Origin of the sequence: Aphanothece stagnina RSMan2012 (genome assembly GCF_046764815.1) — a bacterium.
Lineage (GTDB): Bacteria > Cyanobacteriota > Cyanobacteriia > PCC-6307 > Cyanobiaceae > NIES-981.
Genome location: NZ_JBKOUC010000011.1, coordinates 12,480 through 29,333, shown reverse-complemented (window position 1 = coordinate 29,333; position 16,854 = coordinate 12,480). Strand labels below are relative to the sequence as shown.

The window sequence follows — 16,854 nt, the reverse complement described above, 5'->3', positions numbered from 1 at the left end:
CGGGCCATTAGATACCGTGGCAGAGGTCGCCCGCAGCCTGACTCCGGAGCGCGCCCTTGCAATGACAAGCGCGGTTCGCGTTCTGAGGGAATTTTACGATCCACCGGCGATTTTCCTCTTCGGCTCGTCAGCCAAAGACATGGCTGGCGCGTTGAGCGATCTGGACCTTCTGATCCGCATGCCGAGCCGGGACCGGCGGGGCGCGCGGGGCACCGAGTTCAAGGAGGTGTTCCTCGGCAGCTATCCGCGGGTCGACCTCGTCGTCTTCACCGACGAGGAGGTGCGCCACCACCTCGCCAAGCCATATTCCTTCCTGTCGAGCGTGATGGCTAGCGCGCGGCCGCTTTTCCTGAAATCGCCGCGGAACGAGCCGCTCCTGCAGGGTGCCAGGGCGCGGGGGCCGGGCTGCTGAGGCGAGACCCGACGCGGTCTATCCCCGCGGCGGGCGTGGCCTGAGCTTGGCCTCCTCCAGGTCGATGACCTTGCCGCAATGCCGCTGTGTGCTGCGGTGCTGTTCCACCGCCCGGCAGGGCAGTCGTTGAGAGGCCCGGTAACGCTCCTTCAGGACCACAACGGCCCTGTGGCTACGTTCAGGGCTCAGAAGTTTCTCTCGGCAAGATCCTTGAGCATCACTTTCTCCAGCTCGGCTTTTGCCAGAAGCTTTTTGAGCAGGGCGTTCTCCTTCTGAAGCTGGGTCAGGCGCCTGGCCTCCTCGGCCTGCATTCCCCCGTACTGCTGAAGCCAACGGTGGTACGTCGGCTGCGTCACTTCGATGACGCGGCAAACGTCGGCGACGGTCTCGGACTGGGCGATCAGCTGCTCGGCGGGCTTGAGCTTGCGGATGATCTGCTCCGCCGTGTGCCTGGTGCGTTTCATGCTCGAGTCCCCGGCCTAGTCTGGTCGGCTGAGGACTCTCATTCACCGTGGTCCGATTCTTGGTCGCCACGTCACTGGAGTTGCCCACCAGCCTGCATACATTCGATAATTCCACCATCACCGATGTGGTGTTTCACGTCCACTACACAGCCCGGGATGGCGGAAGCAGTTTCCGATCTTCGGTGCAGATAAATCGGTGCACTGGACTGAACAGATGATCCTCAAGACAGGCCGGACTGGGCTATTCCTCGCGTTCGGTCTTAGGCGCGACCATCCTGAAGTTTGGCATCGGCCAACCTCAGCCAGAAGCGACTTAGTCACGCTTGTCCATAACTGGCCTCCCCATATCATCGGCCGTCAAGATGTCCGCTTAAACATCTTTTCACTTCGATTGCCGGCCAAGATTGCCGCTGGAGCCGGCACACCAACCCTGGCTTTGAACGAGGGAGCCATATCATTGACCCCAGAGGAAAGTGGTGTTAGGCTCGACTCAAGTATTGCACTATCAAGCAACTCAGTTGGCCAGCAACGAATCCGGAAACTTCTTCTGATCGTGAACTATCAGGCATAGGCTTGGTTCTTCATTCTACTGCAGTGGACTTATCCGTACTTCATTTCAGGGCCCCCGAACAACAGCATCCAGCGGACGTCGCTCGGCGCCGCCGCTGATGCTGAGCGTTAGAAGGATGTGAGGGGGGCTGAGGACCCAGTCCTTTCGGTAGACACGTCCGGGATCCAAATGGGCTGACAAGTCCTATGGAACCCTCAGCCCGGACCGATGAACGGGGAGCAATCAGCTGCCAGTGCAACAGCCCCATAGGCTTGTGATGGATTGCACCAGATGGAGAGACAGAGATGGACGATGCCATCCGAAACGATGCGCAAGATGGCTCGATCGCTCAACTCCACAAAGCGATGGCGCGGCAGGAATGCAGCGCCACAAGCCTCTGTGAAGCAGCGTTGCATCGCATCGCCAGCCTCGATCGGGCCGGCCCCACGCTGCGCTCGGTGATCGAAATCAACCCCGACGCCCCGGCAATCGCCGAGGCGCTCGACCGGGAGCGGCGGCAGAGCGGTCCCCGCGGCGCCCTGCATGGGATTCCGGTTCTGGTGAAGGACAGCCTCGACACCGCCGACCGGATGATGACCACCGCCGGATCCCTGGCGCTGGTGGGCAACATCGCCCGCCGCGACGCCTTCGTGGTGGAGCGGCTGCGGCAGGCAGGAGCCGTGCTGCTCGGCAAGACCAACATGAGCGAGTGGGGCTACATGCGCTCCACCCGGGCCTGCAGCGGCTGGAGCAGCCGCGGTGGCCAGGTGCGCAACCCCTATGTGCTGGACCGCAGTCCGCTCGGCTCCAGTTCGGGTTCGGCGGTGGCGGTGGCGGCGGGTCTCTGCGTGGCGGCCATCGGCGCCGAGGTGGATGGCTCGATCGTGCGGCCAGCCTCCAGCAACAGCATCGTGGGCCTCAAGCCCACCGTGGGCCTGATCAGCCGCACCGGCGTGATCGGGGTGGCCGATCCACAGGACACCGCCGGCCCCATGGCGCGCAGCGTCGCCGACGTGGCCGCGCTGCTCAACGTGCTCACCGGCCATGATCCCGGCGATCCGATCACCGCCGAAGGAGCCCGCCGGGCGGCTGCCGACTACCGCGTCTTCCTGGATCCGGCCGCCCTGCAGGGGGCCCGCCTGGGCGTGGCGCGGGAATGCTTTGGGCAGCATGAGGGCACCGATGCGGTGATCGAGCAGGCGATCGCGCAGCTCAGGCAGCTGGGGGCGGTGATCGTGGATCCGGTTCGCGCCAGTGCGCTGCCCTTCTTCGGCGACCTGGAGCTGGAGCTGTTCCGCTACGGCCTCAAGCACAGCGTCAACCGCTACCTGCAGAGCCATCCGCTGGCGCCGGTGCGCTCGTTGGAGGAGCTGATCCGCTTCAACCGCGACCATGCCGCCGCGGTGATGCCCTATTTCCAGCAGGAGTTCCTGGAGCAGGCTCAGACCCGGGGCGATCTGCACGACCCCGCCTGCCAACAGGTGATGGCGGAGCTGAGGCGGCTGAGCCGCGCAGGCGGCATCGACAGGGCCCTGCGCGAGCACCAGCTCGACGCGATCATCGCCCCCACCGAGGGCTCGCCTCCCTTCGTGATCGACCCGCTGGTCGGCGACCACATCCTTCCCGGCGGCTGCTCCACCCCTCCCGCGGTGGCGGGCTATCCCCACATCACGGTGCCCGCCGGCTACGTGCAAGGCCTGCCGGTGGGTCTGTCGTTCTTTGCCGGCGCCTGGCAGGAAGGGAAGCTGCTGGGCTATGCCCATGCCTTCGAGCAGGCCACCCGGCACCGGCGGCCGCCCAGCTTCCTCCCCACGCTGGGGGCTGGAACGCCTCAGCAGCGGGGATCCTTGTAGGCCACCACGGCGCTGGACGGCCCGTCCAGCGGGATGGTCTCGAAGCGGCTGAAGCCGGCGGCGGAGCACCACTGGCAGAACTGGGCCGCGGTGAAATCGAAGGCGTCGCCGAACTCGATCAGCATCATCAGCGACATGAACAGCCCAAAGGTGTTGTGGCGGCGGGCGTCGTCGATGAAGGCCTCGATCGCGATCAGCGCCCCCCCTTCCGGCAACGCGTCGTAGGCCTTGCGGATCAGGGTCTGTTTCCGCTCCAGGTTCCAGTCGTGGAGAATCATCCCCATCGTGATCAGCTGCGCCGGCGGCCAGGGATCTGCGAAGAAATCACCGGACACGGCTTGGATCCGCTCCCCCAGGCCGGCCGAGGCGATGCGGCGATCGGCAATCGGCGTGACGGGCGGCAGATCGAAGCTCACGCAGTGGATGCCGGGGTGCACGGCGGCCACCTCGCGGCACAGCAGCGCATCGGCTCCGCCGATGTCGGTGAGCGTGGCGTAGGAGCCGAAGGGGAACGCCTTCGCCAGGGCCTGGAAGTTGCGGAGCGAGGAGCCGTTCATGGCGTTCATGAAGGCCTCCAGCCGCTCCCGCTCCCGATACATCGCCTCGAAGAACGGCGTGCCGGCATGCTTCGCCTCGTTCTGCGGCTGGCCGCTGCGCAGGGCTTCGGTGAGGTCGGCCCAGAAGCGGTAGTCGCGCAGCTCCCAGATCTCCGCCAGCCCGCCGATGTACTCCGGCTGACCGCGATCCAGAAAGCGCGCGGTGGCCGGCGTGTTGCCGTACAGCGCCTCCGGGCCGTCGCCCTCGCGGGCCAGCATGTCCACCGACACCAGCAGATCGAGGAAGTCGCGGGTTGGTCTCACCTGCAGCCCGAAGGCGGCCGTAATCTGCTGGCAGGTCATCGGTCCGGCCGCCAGCCGCGTGTGCAGCCCCAGCCCCACGGCCGACAGCAACGCCTTGGACACGCCATAGCCGCTGGCGATGGCCAAGATGGCCGAAGGATCAGGTTCGCTCACGGGCACGTGGGGGGTATGTGACGCCAGGCCTGCCGCAGGTCATGCGCTTCCGCTCACCGTATCCACGTGGCGAGGCCGTGAGCACGATGGGAACGATCCACCTCCCCACCTCGACATGAGCGGAGCTGCCATCTCCGGCCCGTCCAGTCGCTCCCTCAGGCTCGCCCTGCTCGCCCTGATGGTGGTGTGCTTCGTGGATGTGATGGGGCAGGGGCTGGCCTTCCCGATCTTCGACACGCTGCTGCTCAAGGCCGGCTCGGGCTTCCTGCCGGACGCCACCTCCCGATCCCGGGCGGAGCTCCTCTACAGCGTAGCCATCGGCACCTTCTTCCTCACCTGGCTGTTCGGCTCGATCTATGTGGCCCGCCTCTCCGACAGCATCGGCCGCAAGCGGGGCATCCTGATCTGCCTGGCTGGCGCCTTCGCCGGCTATGCCCTGGCTGCCGCCGCGATTCCCTTGCGGAGCTACGGCTTGCTGGTGGCGTCCCGCGCCATTACCGGCTTCACGGCCGGCACCCAGCCGATCGCGGCGGCGGCGATGATCGACCTGGCCCGCAGCGAGGCGGAGAGCACCCGAAACCTCGGCCTGGCCAACGTGGGCGTGAGCGGCGGCCTGGTGATCGGCCCGATCATCGGCGGCGTGTTCTCCGATCCGGCACTCCTGGGGCCCTGGGCCTCCCCCACCCTGCCGTTCGTGGTGGGCGGAGGGCTCTGCGTCCTGGCGCTGGTGTTCATCGCCCTCAGCTTCCGCGACGCCAACCAGGCCCTGGTGCCGCTGCGGCTCAGCCCGCTGGAGGTGTGGCGGCTGCTGGCCCGCGGCCTGGAGCGGCGCGCCGTGCTCCGGGTCACCGCCGTGTACTTCCCCTACATGCTGTGCTTCATGGGGTTCTATGTGTTCGCCGCCGCCAGCCTCACGGCCCGGTTCGGCTACGGCACCCAGGCCACCAGCCTGGCCATGTTCCTGCTCGGCACCGGCCTCGCCCTGGCCAGCGGCCTGCTGGTGGAGCCGCTCAATGCCCGCCTGTCGTCACGCGCCCTGCTGGGCTGGGTGGCGCTGCTGCTCTGCGGGGTGATCGCCGCCTTCGTGGCGGTGCCGTCGGGTCCACTGGCCCTGGCGCTGCTGCTGCCTGCCGGTGCCCTGCACGGCATCGGCTATCCCACCCTGCTGGCGGCCTACTCCCGCTCCGCCTCGGCCGAGGAGCAGGGCTGGGTGATGGGCTTCTCCACCGCGGTGTTCACCCTGGCGGCCGCCATCGTGTCGTTTCTCGGCGGTGAGCTCACGTCCTCCGGTCCGGCGGCGCCATTCCTGTTCGCCCTGGTCTGCGGCGCCACGGCGCTGCTGGCGGCCCTGACGATCTGGCGGCCCCAGCGGCCGCCCGGGGGAGCCAATCCATGAGACCCGATCCCATGGTGACCCACGACCCCAGGGCAATCGACCTGCGCGGCCAAGGCGACGAGACCAACGAGGCCGTCTCCGCGATCGTGGAGCCCGTGGCCGCGGCGCCCAATCCGGCCCTCTCATCCCACTTCGCCTTCGAGGGGTCGTTGCTTGAGCAGGGTCCTATTTCTGAATGGAATAGAGGGGACTGGTCTTGTGGGCGCCTCGGCTGCGGTGCAGTGGAGCACGTCACCAACACTCTGGAAGGCTCGTGCTTCCGTCATCGGCTTCGTAGCCGCAATCGCCGAAGCTGATTAGCATGAACCAGTGCCCCAGTCCTCGGCTGTTCTGATCCGCCGAGATGAGCGATTCGCGAAGTCGGCTGTTGGTTGGATAGCGAGGGATCTTTCAAAGCACCACCCGGAGGCAGGCAAGCGTTTGTGGACGAGTAGCAAGCAAATATCTCGACAGATAGCAATAGACATGCGCTCAAGTACTCGCCTGAGCCAGTCCGCCGATGCTGCCTCACTAGCATGAAGGCTGGCCAACCTCAAAATGCGGTGGAAATTCCCAAACATGTCTGATCACAGCACGAAGCCACTGCTAGCCGCTGATCTTGAGCGTCAGCCAAACTTGGCATTTGTACCAATCATTGGTTTCCAAGCATGACCAAGCCAATTCTCGCTCCAGCATTCTGCCAAGTCGCCTGGGTTGTCCGAGACCTAGAGGCTGCCGAGAATTTCTTCCATGAAACGATGGGTTGCAGCCGCTTCATGCACATGGACAAACTTGCCGCAAAGGATACCGAAGGCACCTATCTCGGGAAGCCCGGCAATTGGGTTTGCAACCTTCATATCGCCTACGCAGGAGATACCCAGATCGAGCTGATCCAGCCGGTCTCGGGAGACAGCATCTACCGAGAGTCACTTGAACGACATGGAGACGCCGTTCAGCACGTGGCGTACTGGCTAGACGATGAGGACTATGACGCCGCAGCCGCTCACCTTGTGTCCTCGGGATATCCCCTGATTCAAAGCTTTCGGTTGCCCATCTTACGTGTCGGATACTTTGACACACGTCGAGTTATCGGCGTCGCCACCGAGATTGTTGGCTCCACCCAAGCAGGACATGACCTTCGGCGGAATCTGAAGTCGGGCAACTTCTGAGACAAGGGGAAGGGGGCTAACAAGCAGAAGCATAAGATGGGGACCTCAGACTCCTTTCGGCCTAGAGACTTCTTACGCAACTCTGATCTGCGGCACCAGACAACACCCTTGACTTGACCCAATAGAGCCAACTGCCCAGCCTCACTGGCTTCGAGCTCCTCAACGTAAATCATCATCATTAAGACACTAAAGAAGTCTACCTCTTCTGGTCCGCATCATGTCACATTTAAAGCCATTATCTGACCGGGACAGCATCCCATGACCAGCCTTTACGACAAGCTCGGCGGAGCGGCCTCTGTTGACCTGGCCGTAGAGAAGTTCTACGAGAAGGTCTTGGCAGATGAGCGAGTTCAACACTTCTTCGCTCATTTAGATATGTAGCAACAGAAGCGTCATCAGAAGAGTTTCATGACCTACGCATTTGGCGGCGCTCCACATTGGGATGGTCGCCCCATGAGGGACGCCCATAAGGAGCTGGTTTCTGAGCTGGGCTTAACAGACCATCATTTTGATGCGATCGCAGAGAACTTGGTTGCTTCATTGGTTGAGCTGGAGGTTCCCCAGCCCTTGATTGACGAAGTAGTTCAAGTCGTAGGCTGTCTGGGGCATCGAAATGACGTTCTCAATCGCTGATCAATCCCCTGTTGTGGACAGGCCGCGCTCAGGGCCCCCCTCAAGCGCAAGTGCATTCCGTTCATGGGCTTTTTCCGGCCTGGAAGCGACACGTCGAACACACCCCCTGGGGTCAACAGTCCACCATTCCCTCTCGACTGCACTGAATGCCCGCTTCCTGGATTTCAGGGGCAGCGTTGGACAGGTTGAGGTCCCCATCGCAACAGGACGGGACGCCAGCGCCAGCGAAGGGGGCAGAGCCGTCCATCGCCAAGCTCATGCTCAGCCAGAGGTGGCCATCGGGGCTGGGATCGCGGGGGGCCGCCCTGCTCTGCCTGGCCGCCCTGCGCTGCCTGGGATTCGCCAAGTCCGCCTGCCCTAAACCAGTGGTGATGACTCCCGATCTCAGGCCCGTCTATGGGGCCACCCGCCGCCAGACTGGGGGCAGATCCCTGCAGTCGCTCCTCTGAGCCCCTCACACGCCAGCACCTGCTTCGGCTTCGAGGCCGACTTCACGGCCGAGCTGCGCTGCATTCCCATGGCCGTACGGCGCAAGCTGGATCTGGCTGGCGTGAAGCTCAAGCTGCAGCACTGGAGCGAGCTCAACGCCACCGAACGGGCCGAGCTGCTGGCCTGGTCCGACGACCCCACAGCGATCGAAGCGCTGCGGCGGTACCTGCTCAGCCGCACGGAAACTCTGAGCGCAGGCCGGGCCCGAGAGCTGCCGCGCCCCACAGCCGAACCCTGGCAGCAGGGCGAGCGGCTGCCGGAACCCCTGGCCGCCTCCTGCACCCAGCTGGGCCTGGCCATGCGCCCCGGAAGCTGGGCTGGGCTCAACGAGCTGCAGCGCTTTGCGCTGATGAAGCTGAGCCATCCCGGCCACGAACACCGCAACCTGCCGCGGGCCCTGGCCGAGTTCGGTCTGCTGGAGCGGTGACTGCAAGGAAAGATGACGCCGGCCGCAGCTGGCCGGGCCGCCAGAACTGCCAGCGGCCCTGGGCCGCGACCACCAGATTGAGCAGCAGCGCCAACGGCTTGATCTGCGCCGCCGGCAGGGGCAGCAGCAGCCGGGGGTTGCCCCCAGAGCATCACCCCGCCCGCAGCAGCACCGGCACCCGCTTGAAGGCGGGCGTGCCACTGTCGGGATCCTTGAGCGGCCGCATCAGCACGTTGGCCTCGGGATAGAACATCAGCGCCGCGCCGCGGCGGATCGAGCCGGGGATCAGCTCGATGTCCGCCAGAGCTCCCGCCTCACCCTGCACCGTGACACACTCGTGGGCCCGCAGCCCGCTGGCGGTCAGATCCTCGGGATTGATCAGCAGGGTGCGGCGGTGCAGCATGCCGCGGACCTGATCGCCCTGCTTGTACACCACGGTGTTGTGCTGGCCGTAGCTGCGGGCGGTGATCAGGCTGAGCACCAGGCCCCGCTCGCCGGCCGCCAGGCCGCCGAAGTGCTCCGGGCCCGGCAGGGTGAGATCGGGCAGGGGCGTGACGGCGAGCCGGGCGCGGCCACTGGGGGTGGGGAAGCGCGGTTCGTGGAACACCCGGCCGGCCACCTCGAACTCGCGCCGGCTGGCATCGATGCCGGCGATGGCCCCATAGCCGGGCACGGTGCGGGCGATCAGTTCGCGCACATAGACGGGATCCTGCAGGCGGCGCCAGTCGATCGGATCGCTGCCATGCAGGCGGTGGGCCAGCTCCGCCAGAAACTCCACCTCGCTGATCAGCTGAGCGCTGCGCAGGTGGGTGGTGCCGGGTTCGTTGAGCCGCACCCAGTTGTTGCCCGATTCCACCGTGGTGCGGTGGGGTGTTTCGAAGCGGTTGAACACCGGCAGCAGCAGGGTCTGGCGAGCGGCGAGGCCATGGACGTGACCGGTGTTGGGCTTGGTGGCCAGGTAGGCGATCGTGTCGATGCGGCCGAGGGCACGGCGGGCCTGGGCGCTGTGGGGATTGGCGCCGAACAGGTTGCCGCCCAGGCAGAGCAGCGTGTCCACCTCACCGCCCTCGGCCGCTTCGATCAGGGCGCGGGTGTCGTAGCCGGGGGTGCGGCTGAGCGGCCGGCCGAGCAGCTGCTCGAGGGCCAGCCGCATCGGCTCGCGCAGGTGCACCGTCACCCCCATCGAGCCGAAGCCCTGCACGTTGGAGTGGCCCCTGATCGGCATCGTGCCCGCCCCCGGGCGGGCCACGTTGCCGCTGAGCACGGCGGTGTTGGCGATCGCCTGCACGTTGGTGGTGCCGTTGGCGTGGTGGGTGATGCCCATCGCCCAGGCGAACACCAAGGCGCGGCAGGCGGCAAGGCGGGCGGCGGTGTGCTCGAGCTCCTCGCGGCTGAGGCCGCAGCAGGCGGTGATCGCCTCCCAGGAGGTGGCTTCGATCTGGGCGATCAGCTCCTGCCAGCCCTCGCTGTGGGCCTTCACGAACTCCCAGGCGATGGCACCCCGCTCCAGCAGGGCCTTCTGGAGGCCCAGGAACACCGCAGTGTCGGAGCCGGGAACCGGCTGCAGGAACAGCGAGGCGATCGCGCTGCCGCCGCCGAGCATGGAGCGGATCGGGAAGGCGGGCGAACCGAACTTCAGCAGCCCACCTTCCAGCACCGGGTTGATCACGATCACCGTCCCGCCGCGCTCGCGCAGGCGGATCAGCTCGTTCATCAGGCGCGGGTGGTTGGCCGGCGCGTTGGAGCCCACCAGCACCACGCCATCGGCGTGCTGGAGGCTCTCGAGGTTCACCATCGAGGTGCCGCTGCCGAACACGCGGGTGAGGCCGAGGGTGGAGGGGGCGTGGCAGAGATCGGAGCAGTCGGCCAGGTTGTTGGAACCCAGGGCCCGCAGCAGCAGCTGCAGCAGGTAGGCGGCCTCGTTGGAGGAGCGGCCGGAGCTGTAGGAGGCCACCCGCTCGGGCGGCGGCCGGCGGAAGGCCTCGGCGGTGAGGGCCTGCACCTCCTCCCAGCCGATCGGCTCGTAGTGATCGCTGCCGGCACGATGGATCAGGGGCCGATCGAGCCGGCCCAGCCGATCGCATTCGGCGGAACTGAGCTGCTGCAGCTCGGCGAGCGTGCGGCCGGCGAACACCTCGCGGGGCACGGCCGGCTGCAGCTCGGCGCCGATCGCCTCCACACTCTTGAGGCAGCGCTGCAGGGGCTCCCCCAGCTCATCGCGGAAGCCGCCGTTCTGGCCGCCGGTGCCCCAGGCGCACGACAGGCAGGCGCTCCTGTGGGTGAGGGTCTGCCAGAGCCGGAGGCCGGTGGGGGAGAGGGTGGCGCGGGCCCAGCCGTCGATCAGGGGCCAGCCGCCACCGCTAGCGGTGTCCTCAGGGGCGGCGGGCTGGGCGGCGGTCGGCGACGGATCGGGATCGGCTGTCGCCATAGCAGGAGCTGCCGGGATGGCATCCAGTTAAGGAGGGCCAGCGCTACAGAGAGATGCCTGGGGTTGGCCCGGTTCCGGGGACAGCTCGCTCGAAATGCGTAAGCCCCTAGGGCCTACCGGAACGACGCACGCCTGAACTGGATCACGACCAGCGGCCATGAACAGTTTATGGCTCAGCCTTGAAGGAGAAAAGGCGAGGAGAACAACTGGCAACTACTGGCAGCTATCAGTCCTTCCATGAACACCAGGACGGGGGCGCTGCGAGGGAATGATGCGAGCTGGAGTCGGAGAGCGAAATGAAGTCACGAACCATGTTATTCCCTGTGTCCGCAGTGCACAAGCCGCCCTCCTAAAGAGAACAGCAGGAGGAAGCCGGTGAGCAAGCAGATTCCAAAATAGGCGACTGGGAAACCGTAGCCGAATGCCAGACTGGCATCGCTGCGCAAGCCAGCCAAACCAGCGGCGATCATGATCGATAGCGCCTGAAGAATCGGCAAATCAAGGCTCATCTCCTGTCAAATCTCTTGGCGAGCCAGCGAAAAACAAAGGCAAGGAGAACTCCTGGAGCACTCACCATCACCGTCAGAATCACGCTCAAGCCGAAACCTGTTTCGAGTATCGCCGAAGGCTTGAAAAATTCCACTGCAAAAACATAAGAGATGCATGTGGCCAAGAAGAGCGTTGCAAAAAAGCAATAGCGGAAGAACCGCGCCATTCCGGAATGCATTCTATACAGCAGCAAGAATCTGAAAAGATAGTTCTCGGACTTTTCAGCCGCCTGCTGCAGGGATTGCAGCCTGCAATCCAGCACTTTCTTGATGTCACGGAGCTCCTGAGCCGCCGCTTTCCTGATGCCCTCCAATTCATCCTGGCTGCTGACAACCTGGCATTGAGAACTTACATAGACATTGACAAACTCGATGCGCTGTCTCGCACTTTCGATCATACTGCTGCGCTTAGCCTGGTAGTTCCGATTGCCCAACCAGGCAAAGAATGTGGTGATCAGAAGCGGGATCAGGCTGGCAATCAAAGCCGAGGCTATGTCTTTCATCGCTCATGCATAGACGGCGAACATGAATGGCCACCACACTCTGCAGGCGGCGGCGGAGACACCACGTCCTGCCGTGCCCTGTGTCCCTGGCAACCCATGGCTCCCGTTCTCACAGGTTGATCTTCCAGTCACACAGCCTGCTCTTTTGGTCGCTTTGGACACACTTCTGACGATTGAAGAAAAACTGCATTCAAAACTGCATTCGATCGCCCTTGCGCAGCCTGTCTCGGCTGTGCTCAGCGGGGGAGGCAGACCATGACGGAGGATTCTGATCAGCCTCGCTCCCAATGCTCAATGGAGTTGGCACCAAGAATCCCTGAAGTGGGATCGTTCGGACAGGAACGATTGCCTGGCTTTCTCTGATGAAGATCACGCCGCTTTGATGCACGCTGAGGTCATCCACCCATGCCGCAAGGCCGGGGTCTGGTTGTCAGCCCCTGCCAGGTTTGCCAGAAAGCGTGGTCCTGATGATCACCAGCTCGGAGATGCCGGGAGGTCCGCCGGCGCAGGCGCCCAGCCGCTGCGATTCACCGGGCCCGCTGATCAGGGTCAGAGCAGGTTGGCGGCCAGCTCGGCCAGGGGCGAGCGCTCTCCACGCATCAAGGTCACATGGCCGGCCAGCGCCTGGCCCTTGAAGCGCTCCACCAGCCAGGTGAGGCCGTTGCTGTCGGCATCCACGTAGGGGTTATCGATCTGGTAAGGGTCCCCGGTAAGCACGATCTTGGTGCCCTCGCCCACCCGGGTCACGATCGTCTTCACCTCATGGGGGGTGAGGTTCTGGGCCTCGTCCACCACCATGTACTGGCGGGGGATCGAGCGGCCGCGGATGTAGCTGATCGCCTCCACTTCCAGCAGCCCCATGCCCTTGAGATCCGACCAGTTGCTGCGCTGGGTGCGGTGGGAGCCGGCACGACCGGCCGAACCGCTCGAGCCGCCGCTGCCCCGGGATGGTTCGTCCCCCCCACCCAGGAGGAAGTCGAGGTTGTCGATGATGGGCTGCATCCAGGGCCCCATCTTCTCCTCGATGTCCCCGGGCAGGAAGCCGAGCTCCTTGCCCAGGGAGATCACCGGGCGCGTCACCAGCAGCCGCTCGTAGAGCCGCTCATCGGCCACCTGATGCAGACCCGCCGCCAGGGCGAGCAGGGTCTTGCCCGTGCCGGCCTTGCCCACCAGGGTGACCAGCTGGATCTCGGGGTCCAGCAGCAGGTCGAGGGCGAAGGTCTGCTCACGGTTACGGGGGTGGATGCGACCCAGCTTGGCCTTCGGTGCCCGCTGCAGCGGCTGCAGGGTTCCGCTGGCTGCCGTGTAGCGCGTCAGCAGGGTGTGGGCCGGCTGGGTCCGATCCCGCAGCATGACCCCCTCATTGGCCTGCAACAGCTCGGGCAGGTCGAGCCCTTCCACCGCCAGCCCCGGGGCGGACTTCACCGCGTCCATCTCGGCGGCGTCAGCCCAGACTTCGCAGACCCCTGGGTAGAGATCACCGATCGCCACCTTGTCGGTGGTGTAGTCCTGGGCGATCAGACCCACCGCATCGGCCTTGATGCGCAGATTGGTGTCCTTGGTGACGAGCACCACGGGAGGCTGGCCACCCATCACCGCTTCGAGCCGCTGCTGCTCGAGGGCCACCGCCAGGATGTTGTTGTCGCCGTTGCCGGCCTTGAGCTCGGGGGGCAGCTCCCGCAGCGTCTCGGCACGGCAGAACACCACCTTGAGGGTGCCGCCTTCGTCGCCGTTCAGCACCCCGTCGGCCAGGTTTCCCTTGGCCCGCAGATCATCCAGCAGCCGGGAGACCTGGCGGGCGTTGCGCCCCTTCTCGGCCGGGTCCCGCTTGAAGCGATCGATCTCCTCGACCACCTCGATCGGGATCACGATGTGGTTGTCCTCGAACCGGGTGATGGCTGCCGGATCGTGCAGCAGCACGTTGGTGTCGAGCACAAAGGTCTTGCGCATGCTGCGGCGACTCAGCCAGCTGGGCGGACCCTAGGGCGCTGGGGCCACTTACGCTCCGGCGGTTCGCGCACCGTCGTCCTTGCTGCTGGTCGTTCTCCTGAAGGTCGTTGTGGCGGCCGCACTGCTGCTCGCGATCACCCTGGTGTGGCTGGAACTGCGCCATCGCCTGCGACCCGCCTCGCCCCTGCGCCTCTCGGCCGGTTCCTTCACGGTGGAGGGCCATCCGGACTGGATCCGGGTGAGCGGGGACGTCACGATCCGCAACCCCCACCGGCGCATGGAGGTGTTCGTCCCGGAACTCGATCTCCATCCCACCCTGCTCGGCCGCGGGGATCTCGGCGGCGTTCGACTGCGCACCCACGTGGAGGCGCTCCACCCGGACGAGGAGACCCGCCCGGACGGCTACTGGGCCGCCTACATCGTGAAGAGCCGCAAGTCGACCCGGGCACGGCTGAGCCTGGAGGCCAGCGCCGAGCCGGGCACCGACCTCCAGGCCCTGCTGGACACCCTCTGGCTCGAGGTGCGCTGGGTGAACTACGGGCCGTTCGGGCGGATCTGGCGCCGTGACGGCATCCTGATCCCCCTGCGGCGGCCGACTCCGCTGGAGGGGGCGAGCGCGCCCTGGCGGGCCGGCGATCGCTGCCAGGTACTGCCGGTGCGCACCCATCTCCTCGGCACCCTCGACGATCCCGAGACGGTGCTGCGCCACTACGCCGGTGGCCTGGTGCAACCGGGGGATGTGCTCACCATCGGCGAGACGCCCCTGGCGGTGATGCAGGGCCGGTACCACCATCCCGAAACGGTGACCCCCTCCGGCCTGGCCCGCCTCCTCTGCCGGGTCTTCCACCCCACCAGCTCCCTGGCGACCGCCTGTGGCATGCAGTCCCTGATCGACCTGGTGGGCCCGGCCCGGGTGCTCGGGGCCTGGCTGATCGGGACCGCCCTGAAGCTGATCGGCTTCAAGGGCTGGTTCTACCGCCTGGCCGGGGACCAGGCCCGGCTGATCGACGACGTGACCGGCACAACCCCGCCCTACGACCAGACCATCGTGCTCGGCCCGGATCAGCCGGAGGACTTCTGCGCACGGATGGCGGAGGCCCTCGGCATCGCTGTGGCCGTGGTGGATGTCAACGACCTCGGACGGGTCAAGGTGCTGGCGGCCAGCCGGGGCTGCGACGAGGCGCTGCTGCAGCGGGCGCTGCGGCCCAACCCCGCCGGGAATGCCAACGAGCGAACCCCGCTCGTGGTCGTGCGCCCGGCCTGAACAGGCGAGAGCCCGAGCAGCCGTGGTGACGCGCCGATAGAGTGGGTCAAGCAGCGGAGAAGGCTCGGGCCACCCTGCGCCAGCCGCCTGCGACCTTCCAGGCCAACCCTGAGGCAATTTGCGGGATGTCGGTGCAGCCCCCCTCCCCTTCCCTGAGCCTCCCCCCGACGGGGACAGGGGCCTCCCGGCGGGGTGAACAGCCACCGGGCTCGCCCTGCGACCCAAGCACCCCACCCTCCTGGCGGCTCGAGCCCCTCGCGGGCTGGCATCTGCCCCTGCTCGGCCATCCGGCCTTCGTGCCGCTGCAGCCCCTGCTGCAGCGGGCCGTCCTGCTCAACCTGCCCGAGCAGGTGCTGCAGTGGCTTCGCCAGGGCCGCTCCCTCGCCCCCCAGGTCCTGGTGGCCTTCGCGGGCCAGGAGCCCCAGGGACTGATCGTCACCCGCCGACTCAACCGCAGCAGCAGCTGCTGGCAGGTGCAGCACCTCCGCCTCTCGGCCGCGGACCACCGCCGCGACCTGGCCGGCACCCTGCTGCGCGAGGCGATCCAGCGCGGACGAGGGGCCAGCAGCTGGATCGCCACGGCCTCCAGCCTCGACGGCGATCGGCTGGCGGTGCTGCGCGAGCAGGGTTTCCAGCCCCTGCGGACCGACAGGCTGTGGCGCTGGCCTGCCGGGACCGGCAACGGCAGCGAACCCGCCGGACTGCAGCTGCGCAGTCTGAACCGGCGCACCGCCCCCGCCCTCTGGCACCTGGAGCAGGCGGCCTGTCCCGCCCAGCTCCGCCAGCTGCTGGATCGGCGCGTGGAGGATCTGCTCGACCAGAGCCATCGCCGCGGCTGGCTGCTGGTGGACCCGGCCCGGAACCAGGCGGTGGCCGCCGTGCGCTGGATCAGTGACCATGCCGGTGGGGGCCACGACATGGAGCTCACCATCCATCCCGGCTGGCAGCATCTGATCGGCGCTCCGACAGGCCTGCTGCTCCGCCACGCCCAGCAGGCCCTCGGCGGCAACGCCCCCCTGTGGCTCCGCTGTGATGTGAACCATGAGGCCTGTCAGCAGTGGCTGCGCCGCAGCGGAGCCGAGGAGTGCGGCGAGCGGGTGCTGATGGCGCGCAGCGTCTGGCGGCGGCACGAACTGCAGGCACCCGCCCAGGTGGCGGCCCGCCGGCTCGAGGCGATGCTGGAGCAGTGGCAACCCCGCCGCAGACCCATGCCCACGCCCGTCGTCCCCCGCTAGCCCCGGGCACCGGGCCCTCGCCATGGCCATCCGCAGCCCCAGGCCCCAGCCCCGGTCCGTTCTGGCCCTCGACGTCGGCCGGCGGCGGATCGGCCTGGCCGGCTGCGACCCCCTCGGCCTGACGGTGCGTCCCCTGCCGGCCCTGGCGCGCGGGCGGTTTCCGGCGGATCTGCCCGCACTGGAGCAGCTGATCCGCGAACGGCGGGTCGAGGCCCTCGTGGTGGGTCTTCCCCTGGACAGCCGCGGCCAGCCCACGGCCCAGGAACGCCACTGCCGCCGCTACGGCGAACGTCTGGCCCAGGCGACCGGCCTGCCCCTGGCCTGGGTGAACGAACATGCCAGCAGCTGGGCTGCCGGGGAACGGCATCGCCTCCATGGCGACCGCAGCGGTGCCCTGGACAGCGCCGCCGCGGCGCTGCTGCTCGAACAATGGCTGCTCGAGGGGCCGGAACCGAGCCTGCCGGTAGTGCCGGCGACCATCGATCGCGGCGCGACGCACTCCGTTGCTCCATCCTGAGGGGACAGCTCAACCGTTTTCGAG

Annotated in this window: 14 protein-coding genes and 1 pseudogene; 9 read left to right on the top strand and 6 right to left on the bottom strand. The window is 66.5% G+C overall.

All coding sequences use genetic code 11. From position 1 onward, the window contains the following. Nucleotides 1–16: 16 nt before the first annotated feature. The gene (locus ACLNEE_RS08855; protein WP_411421444.1) at nt 17–412 is read left to right on the top strand and encodes a nucleotidyltransferase domain-containing protein; all 396 of its coding nucleotides are present in this window, start codon (nt 17–19) and stop codon (nt 410–412) included. A gap of 185 nt (nt 413–597) precedes the next feature. Here ACLNEE_RS08855 and ACLNEE_RS08850 read toward each other — a convergent pair whose 3' ends face one another. Continuing rightward, a complete protein-coding gene (locus ACLNEE_RS08850) occupies nt 598–876 on the bottom strand; it encodes a transposase (RefSeq protein WP_411421443.1) in 279 nt (92 codons plus the stop codon). 855 nt (nt 877–1,731) lie between these two features. Between ACLNEE_RS08850 and ACLNEE_RS08845 the strand changes: the two genes are divergently transcribed. Next, the gene (locus tag ACLNEE_RS08845) at nt 1,732–3,279 is read left to right on the top strand and encodes an amidase (RefSeq protein ID WP_411421442.1); all 1,548 of its coding nucleotides are present in this window, start codon (nt 1,732–1,734) and stop codon (nt 3,277–3,279) included. On the opposite strand, the gene ACLNEE_RS08840 is transcribed toward ACLNEE_RS08845, so the two are convergent. Beyond that, on the bottom strand, nt 3,258–4,292 hold the full coding sequence (locus ACLNEE_RS08840; RefSeq protein ID WP_412007003.1) for a methyltransferase: 1,035 nt from the start codon (nt 4,290–4,292) through the stop codon (nt 3,258–3,260). The two genes, ACLNEE_RS08845 and ACLNEE_RS08840, sit on opposite strands and share 22 nt — an antisense overlap. A 115-nt stretch (nt 4,293–4,407) precedes the next feature. Here ACLNEE_RS08840 and ACLNEE_RS08835 point away from each other — a divergent pair, with 115 nt between their 5' ends. From ACLNEE_RS08835 to ACLNEE_RS08820, 4 genes and pseudogenes are all read left to right on the top strand, one after another. After that, a complete protein-coding gene (locus tag ACLNEE_RS08835) occupies nt 4,408–5,688 on the top strand; it encodes an MFS transporter (RefSeq protein ID WP_412007002.1) in 1,281 nt (426 codons plus the stop codon). Nucleotides 5,689–6,335: 647 nt separating this feature from the next. Beyond that, the gene (locus tag ACLNEE_RS08830; RefSeq protein ID WP_411421439.1) at nt 6,336–6,836 is read left to right on the top strand and encodes a VOC family protein; all 501 of its coding nucleotides are present in this window, start codon (nt 6,336–6,338) and stop codon (nt 6,834–6,836) included. A 258-nt stretch (nt 6,837–7,094) separates the two neighbouring features. Further along, nucleotides 7,095–7,469, top strand: a pseudogene (locus ACLNEE_RS08825) (group I truncated hemoglobin). Between the two features lie 427 nt (nt 7,470–7,896). Further along, nucleotides 7,897–8,385 (top strand): nitrate reductase associated protein, encoded by a 489-nt coding sequence (locus ACLNEE_RS08820; RefSeq protein WP_425625015.1) that lies wholly within the window; start codon nt 7,897–7,899, stop codon nt 8,383–8,385. A gap of 151 nt (nt 8,386–8,536) precedes the next feature. Here ACLNEE_RS08820 and ACLNEE_RS08815 read toward each other — a convergent pair whose 3' ends face one another. The 4 genes from ACLNEE_RS08815 to ACLNEE_RS08800 form a co-directional block, all read right to left on the bottom strand. Next, nucleotides 8,537–10,813 (bottom strand): FdhF/YdeP family oxidoreductase, encoded by a 2,277-nt coding sequence (locus tag ACLNEE_RS08815; RefSeq protein ID WP_411421436.1) that lies wholly within the window; start codon nt 10,811–10,813, stop codon nt 8,537–8,539. Between the two features lie 314 nt (nt 10,814–11,127). Beyond that, entirely contained in the window at nt 11,128–11,322 is a 195-nt protein-coding gene (locus ACLNEE_RS08810; RefSeq protein WP_411421435.1) for a hypothetical protein, read from the bottom strand. After that, nucleotides 11,319–11,864 (bottom strand): hypothetical protein, encoded by a 546-nt coding sequence (locus ACLNEE_RS08805; RefSeq protein WP_411421434.1) that lies wholly within the window; start codon nt 11,862–11,864, stop codon nt 11,319–11,321. Before ACLNEE_RS08805 ends, ACLNEE_RS08810 begins: the two co-directional genes overlap by 4 nt. A 549-nt stretch (nt 11,865–12,413) precedes the next feature. Then, nucleotides 12,414–13,814, bottom strand: coding sequence for a PhoH family protein (locus ACLNEE_RS08800; protein WP_411421433.1), 1,401 nt, complete (start codon nt 13,812–13,814; stop codon nt 12,414–12,416). Nucleotides 13,815–13,893: 79 nt separating this feature from the next. On the opposite strand from ACLNEE_RS08800, the gene ACLNEE_RS08795 reads away from it, so the two are divergent. The 3 genes from ACLNEE_RS08795 (at nt 13,894) to ruvX (ending at nt 16,830) form a co-directional block, all read left to right on the top strand. Beyond that, nucleotides 13,894–15,078 carry a hypothetical protein gene (locus ACLNEE_RS08795; protein WP_412007001.1) on the top strand — a complete coding sequence of 395 codons (1,185 nt, stop codon included), beginning with the start codon at nt 13,894–13,896 and terminating at the stop codon, nt 15,076–15,078. Nucleotides 15,079–15,203: 125 nt separating this feature from the next. Then, nucleotides 15,204–16,313 carry a hypothetical protein gene (locus ACLNEE_RS08790; RefSeq protein WP_412007000.1) on the top strand — a complete coding sequence of 370 codons (1,110 nt, stop codon included), beginning with the start codon at nt 15,204–15,206 and terminating at the stop codon, nt 16,311–16,313. A 22-nt stretch (nt 16,314–16,335) separates the two neighbouring features. Continuing rightward, nucleotides 16,336–16,830 (top strand): Holliday junction resolvase RuvX, encoded by a 495-nt coding sequence (ruvX, locus tag ACLNEE_RS08785; protein ID WP_411421430.1) that lies wholly within the window; start codon nt 16,336–16,338, stop codon nt 16,828–16,830. Nucleotides 16,831–16,854 lie beyond the last annotated feature (24 nt).

What these genes read in the sequence shown, in the direction of transcription:
- ACLNEE_RS08850 (WP_411421443.1), bottom strand. Translation starts at nt 876, where the DNA reads ATGAAACGCACCAGGCACACGGCGGAGCAGATCATCCGCAAGCTCAAG.
- ACLNEE_RS08845 (WP_411421442.1), top strand. Translation starts at nt 1,732, where the DNA reads ATGGACGATGCCATCCGAAACGATGCGCAAGATGGCTCGATCGCTCAA.
- ACLNEE_RS08835 (WP_412007002.1), top strand. Translation starts at nt 4,408, where the DNA reads ATGAGCGGAGCTGCCATCTCCGGCCCGTCCAGTCGCTCCCTCAGGCTC.
- ACLNEE_RS08830 (WP_411421439.1), top strand. Translation starts at nt 6,336, where the DNA reads ATGACCAAGCCAATTCTCGCTCCAGCATTCTGCCAAGTCGCCTGGGTT.
- ACLNEE_RS08815 (WP_411421436.1), bottom strand. Translation starts at nt 10,813, where the DNA reads ATGGCGACAGCCGATCCCGATCCGTCGCCGACCGCCGCCCAGCCCGCC.
- ACLNEE_RS08810 (WP_411421435.1), bottom strand. Translation starts at nt 11,322, where the DNA reads ATGAGCCTTGATTTGCCGATTCTTCAGGCGCTATCGATCATGATCGCC.
- ACLNEE_RS08805 (WP_411421434.1), bottom strand. Translation starts at nt 11,864, where the DNA reads ATGAAAGACATAGCCTCGGCTTTGATTGCCAGCCTGATCCCGCTTCTG.
- ACLNEE_RS08800 (WP_411421433.1), bottom strand. Translation starts at nt 13,814, where the DNA reads ATGCGCAAGACCTTTGTGCTCGACACCAACGTGCTGCTGCACGATCCG.
- ACLNEE_RS08790 (WP_412007000.1), top strand. Translation starts at nt 15,204, where the DNA reads ATGTCGGTGCAGCCCCCCTCCCCTTCCCTGAGCCTCCCCCCGACGGGG.
- ruvX (WP_411421430.1), top strand. Translation starts at nt 16,336, where the DNA reads ATGGCCATCCGCAGCCCCAGGCCCCAGCCCCGGTCCGTTCTGGCCCTC.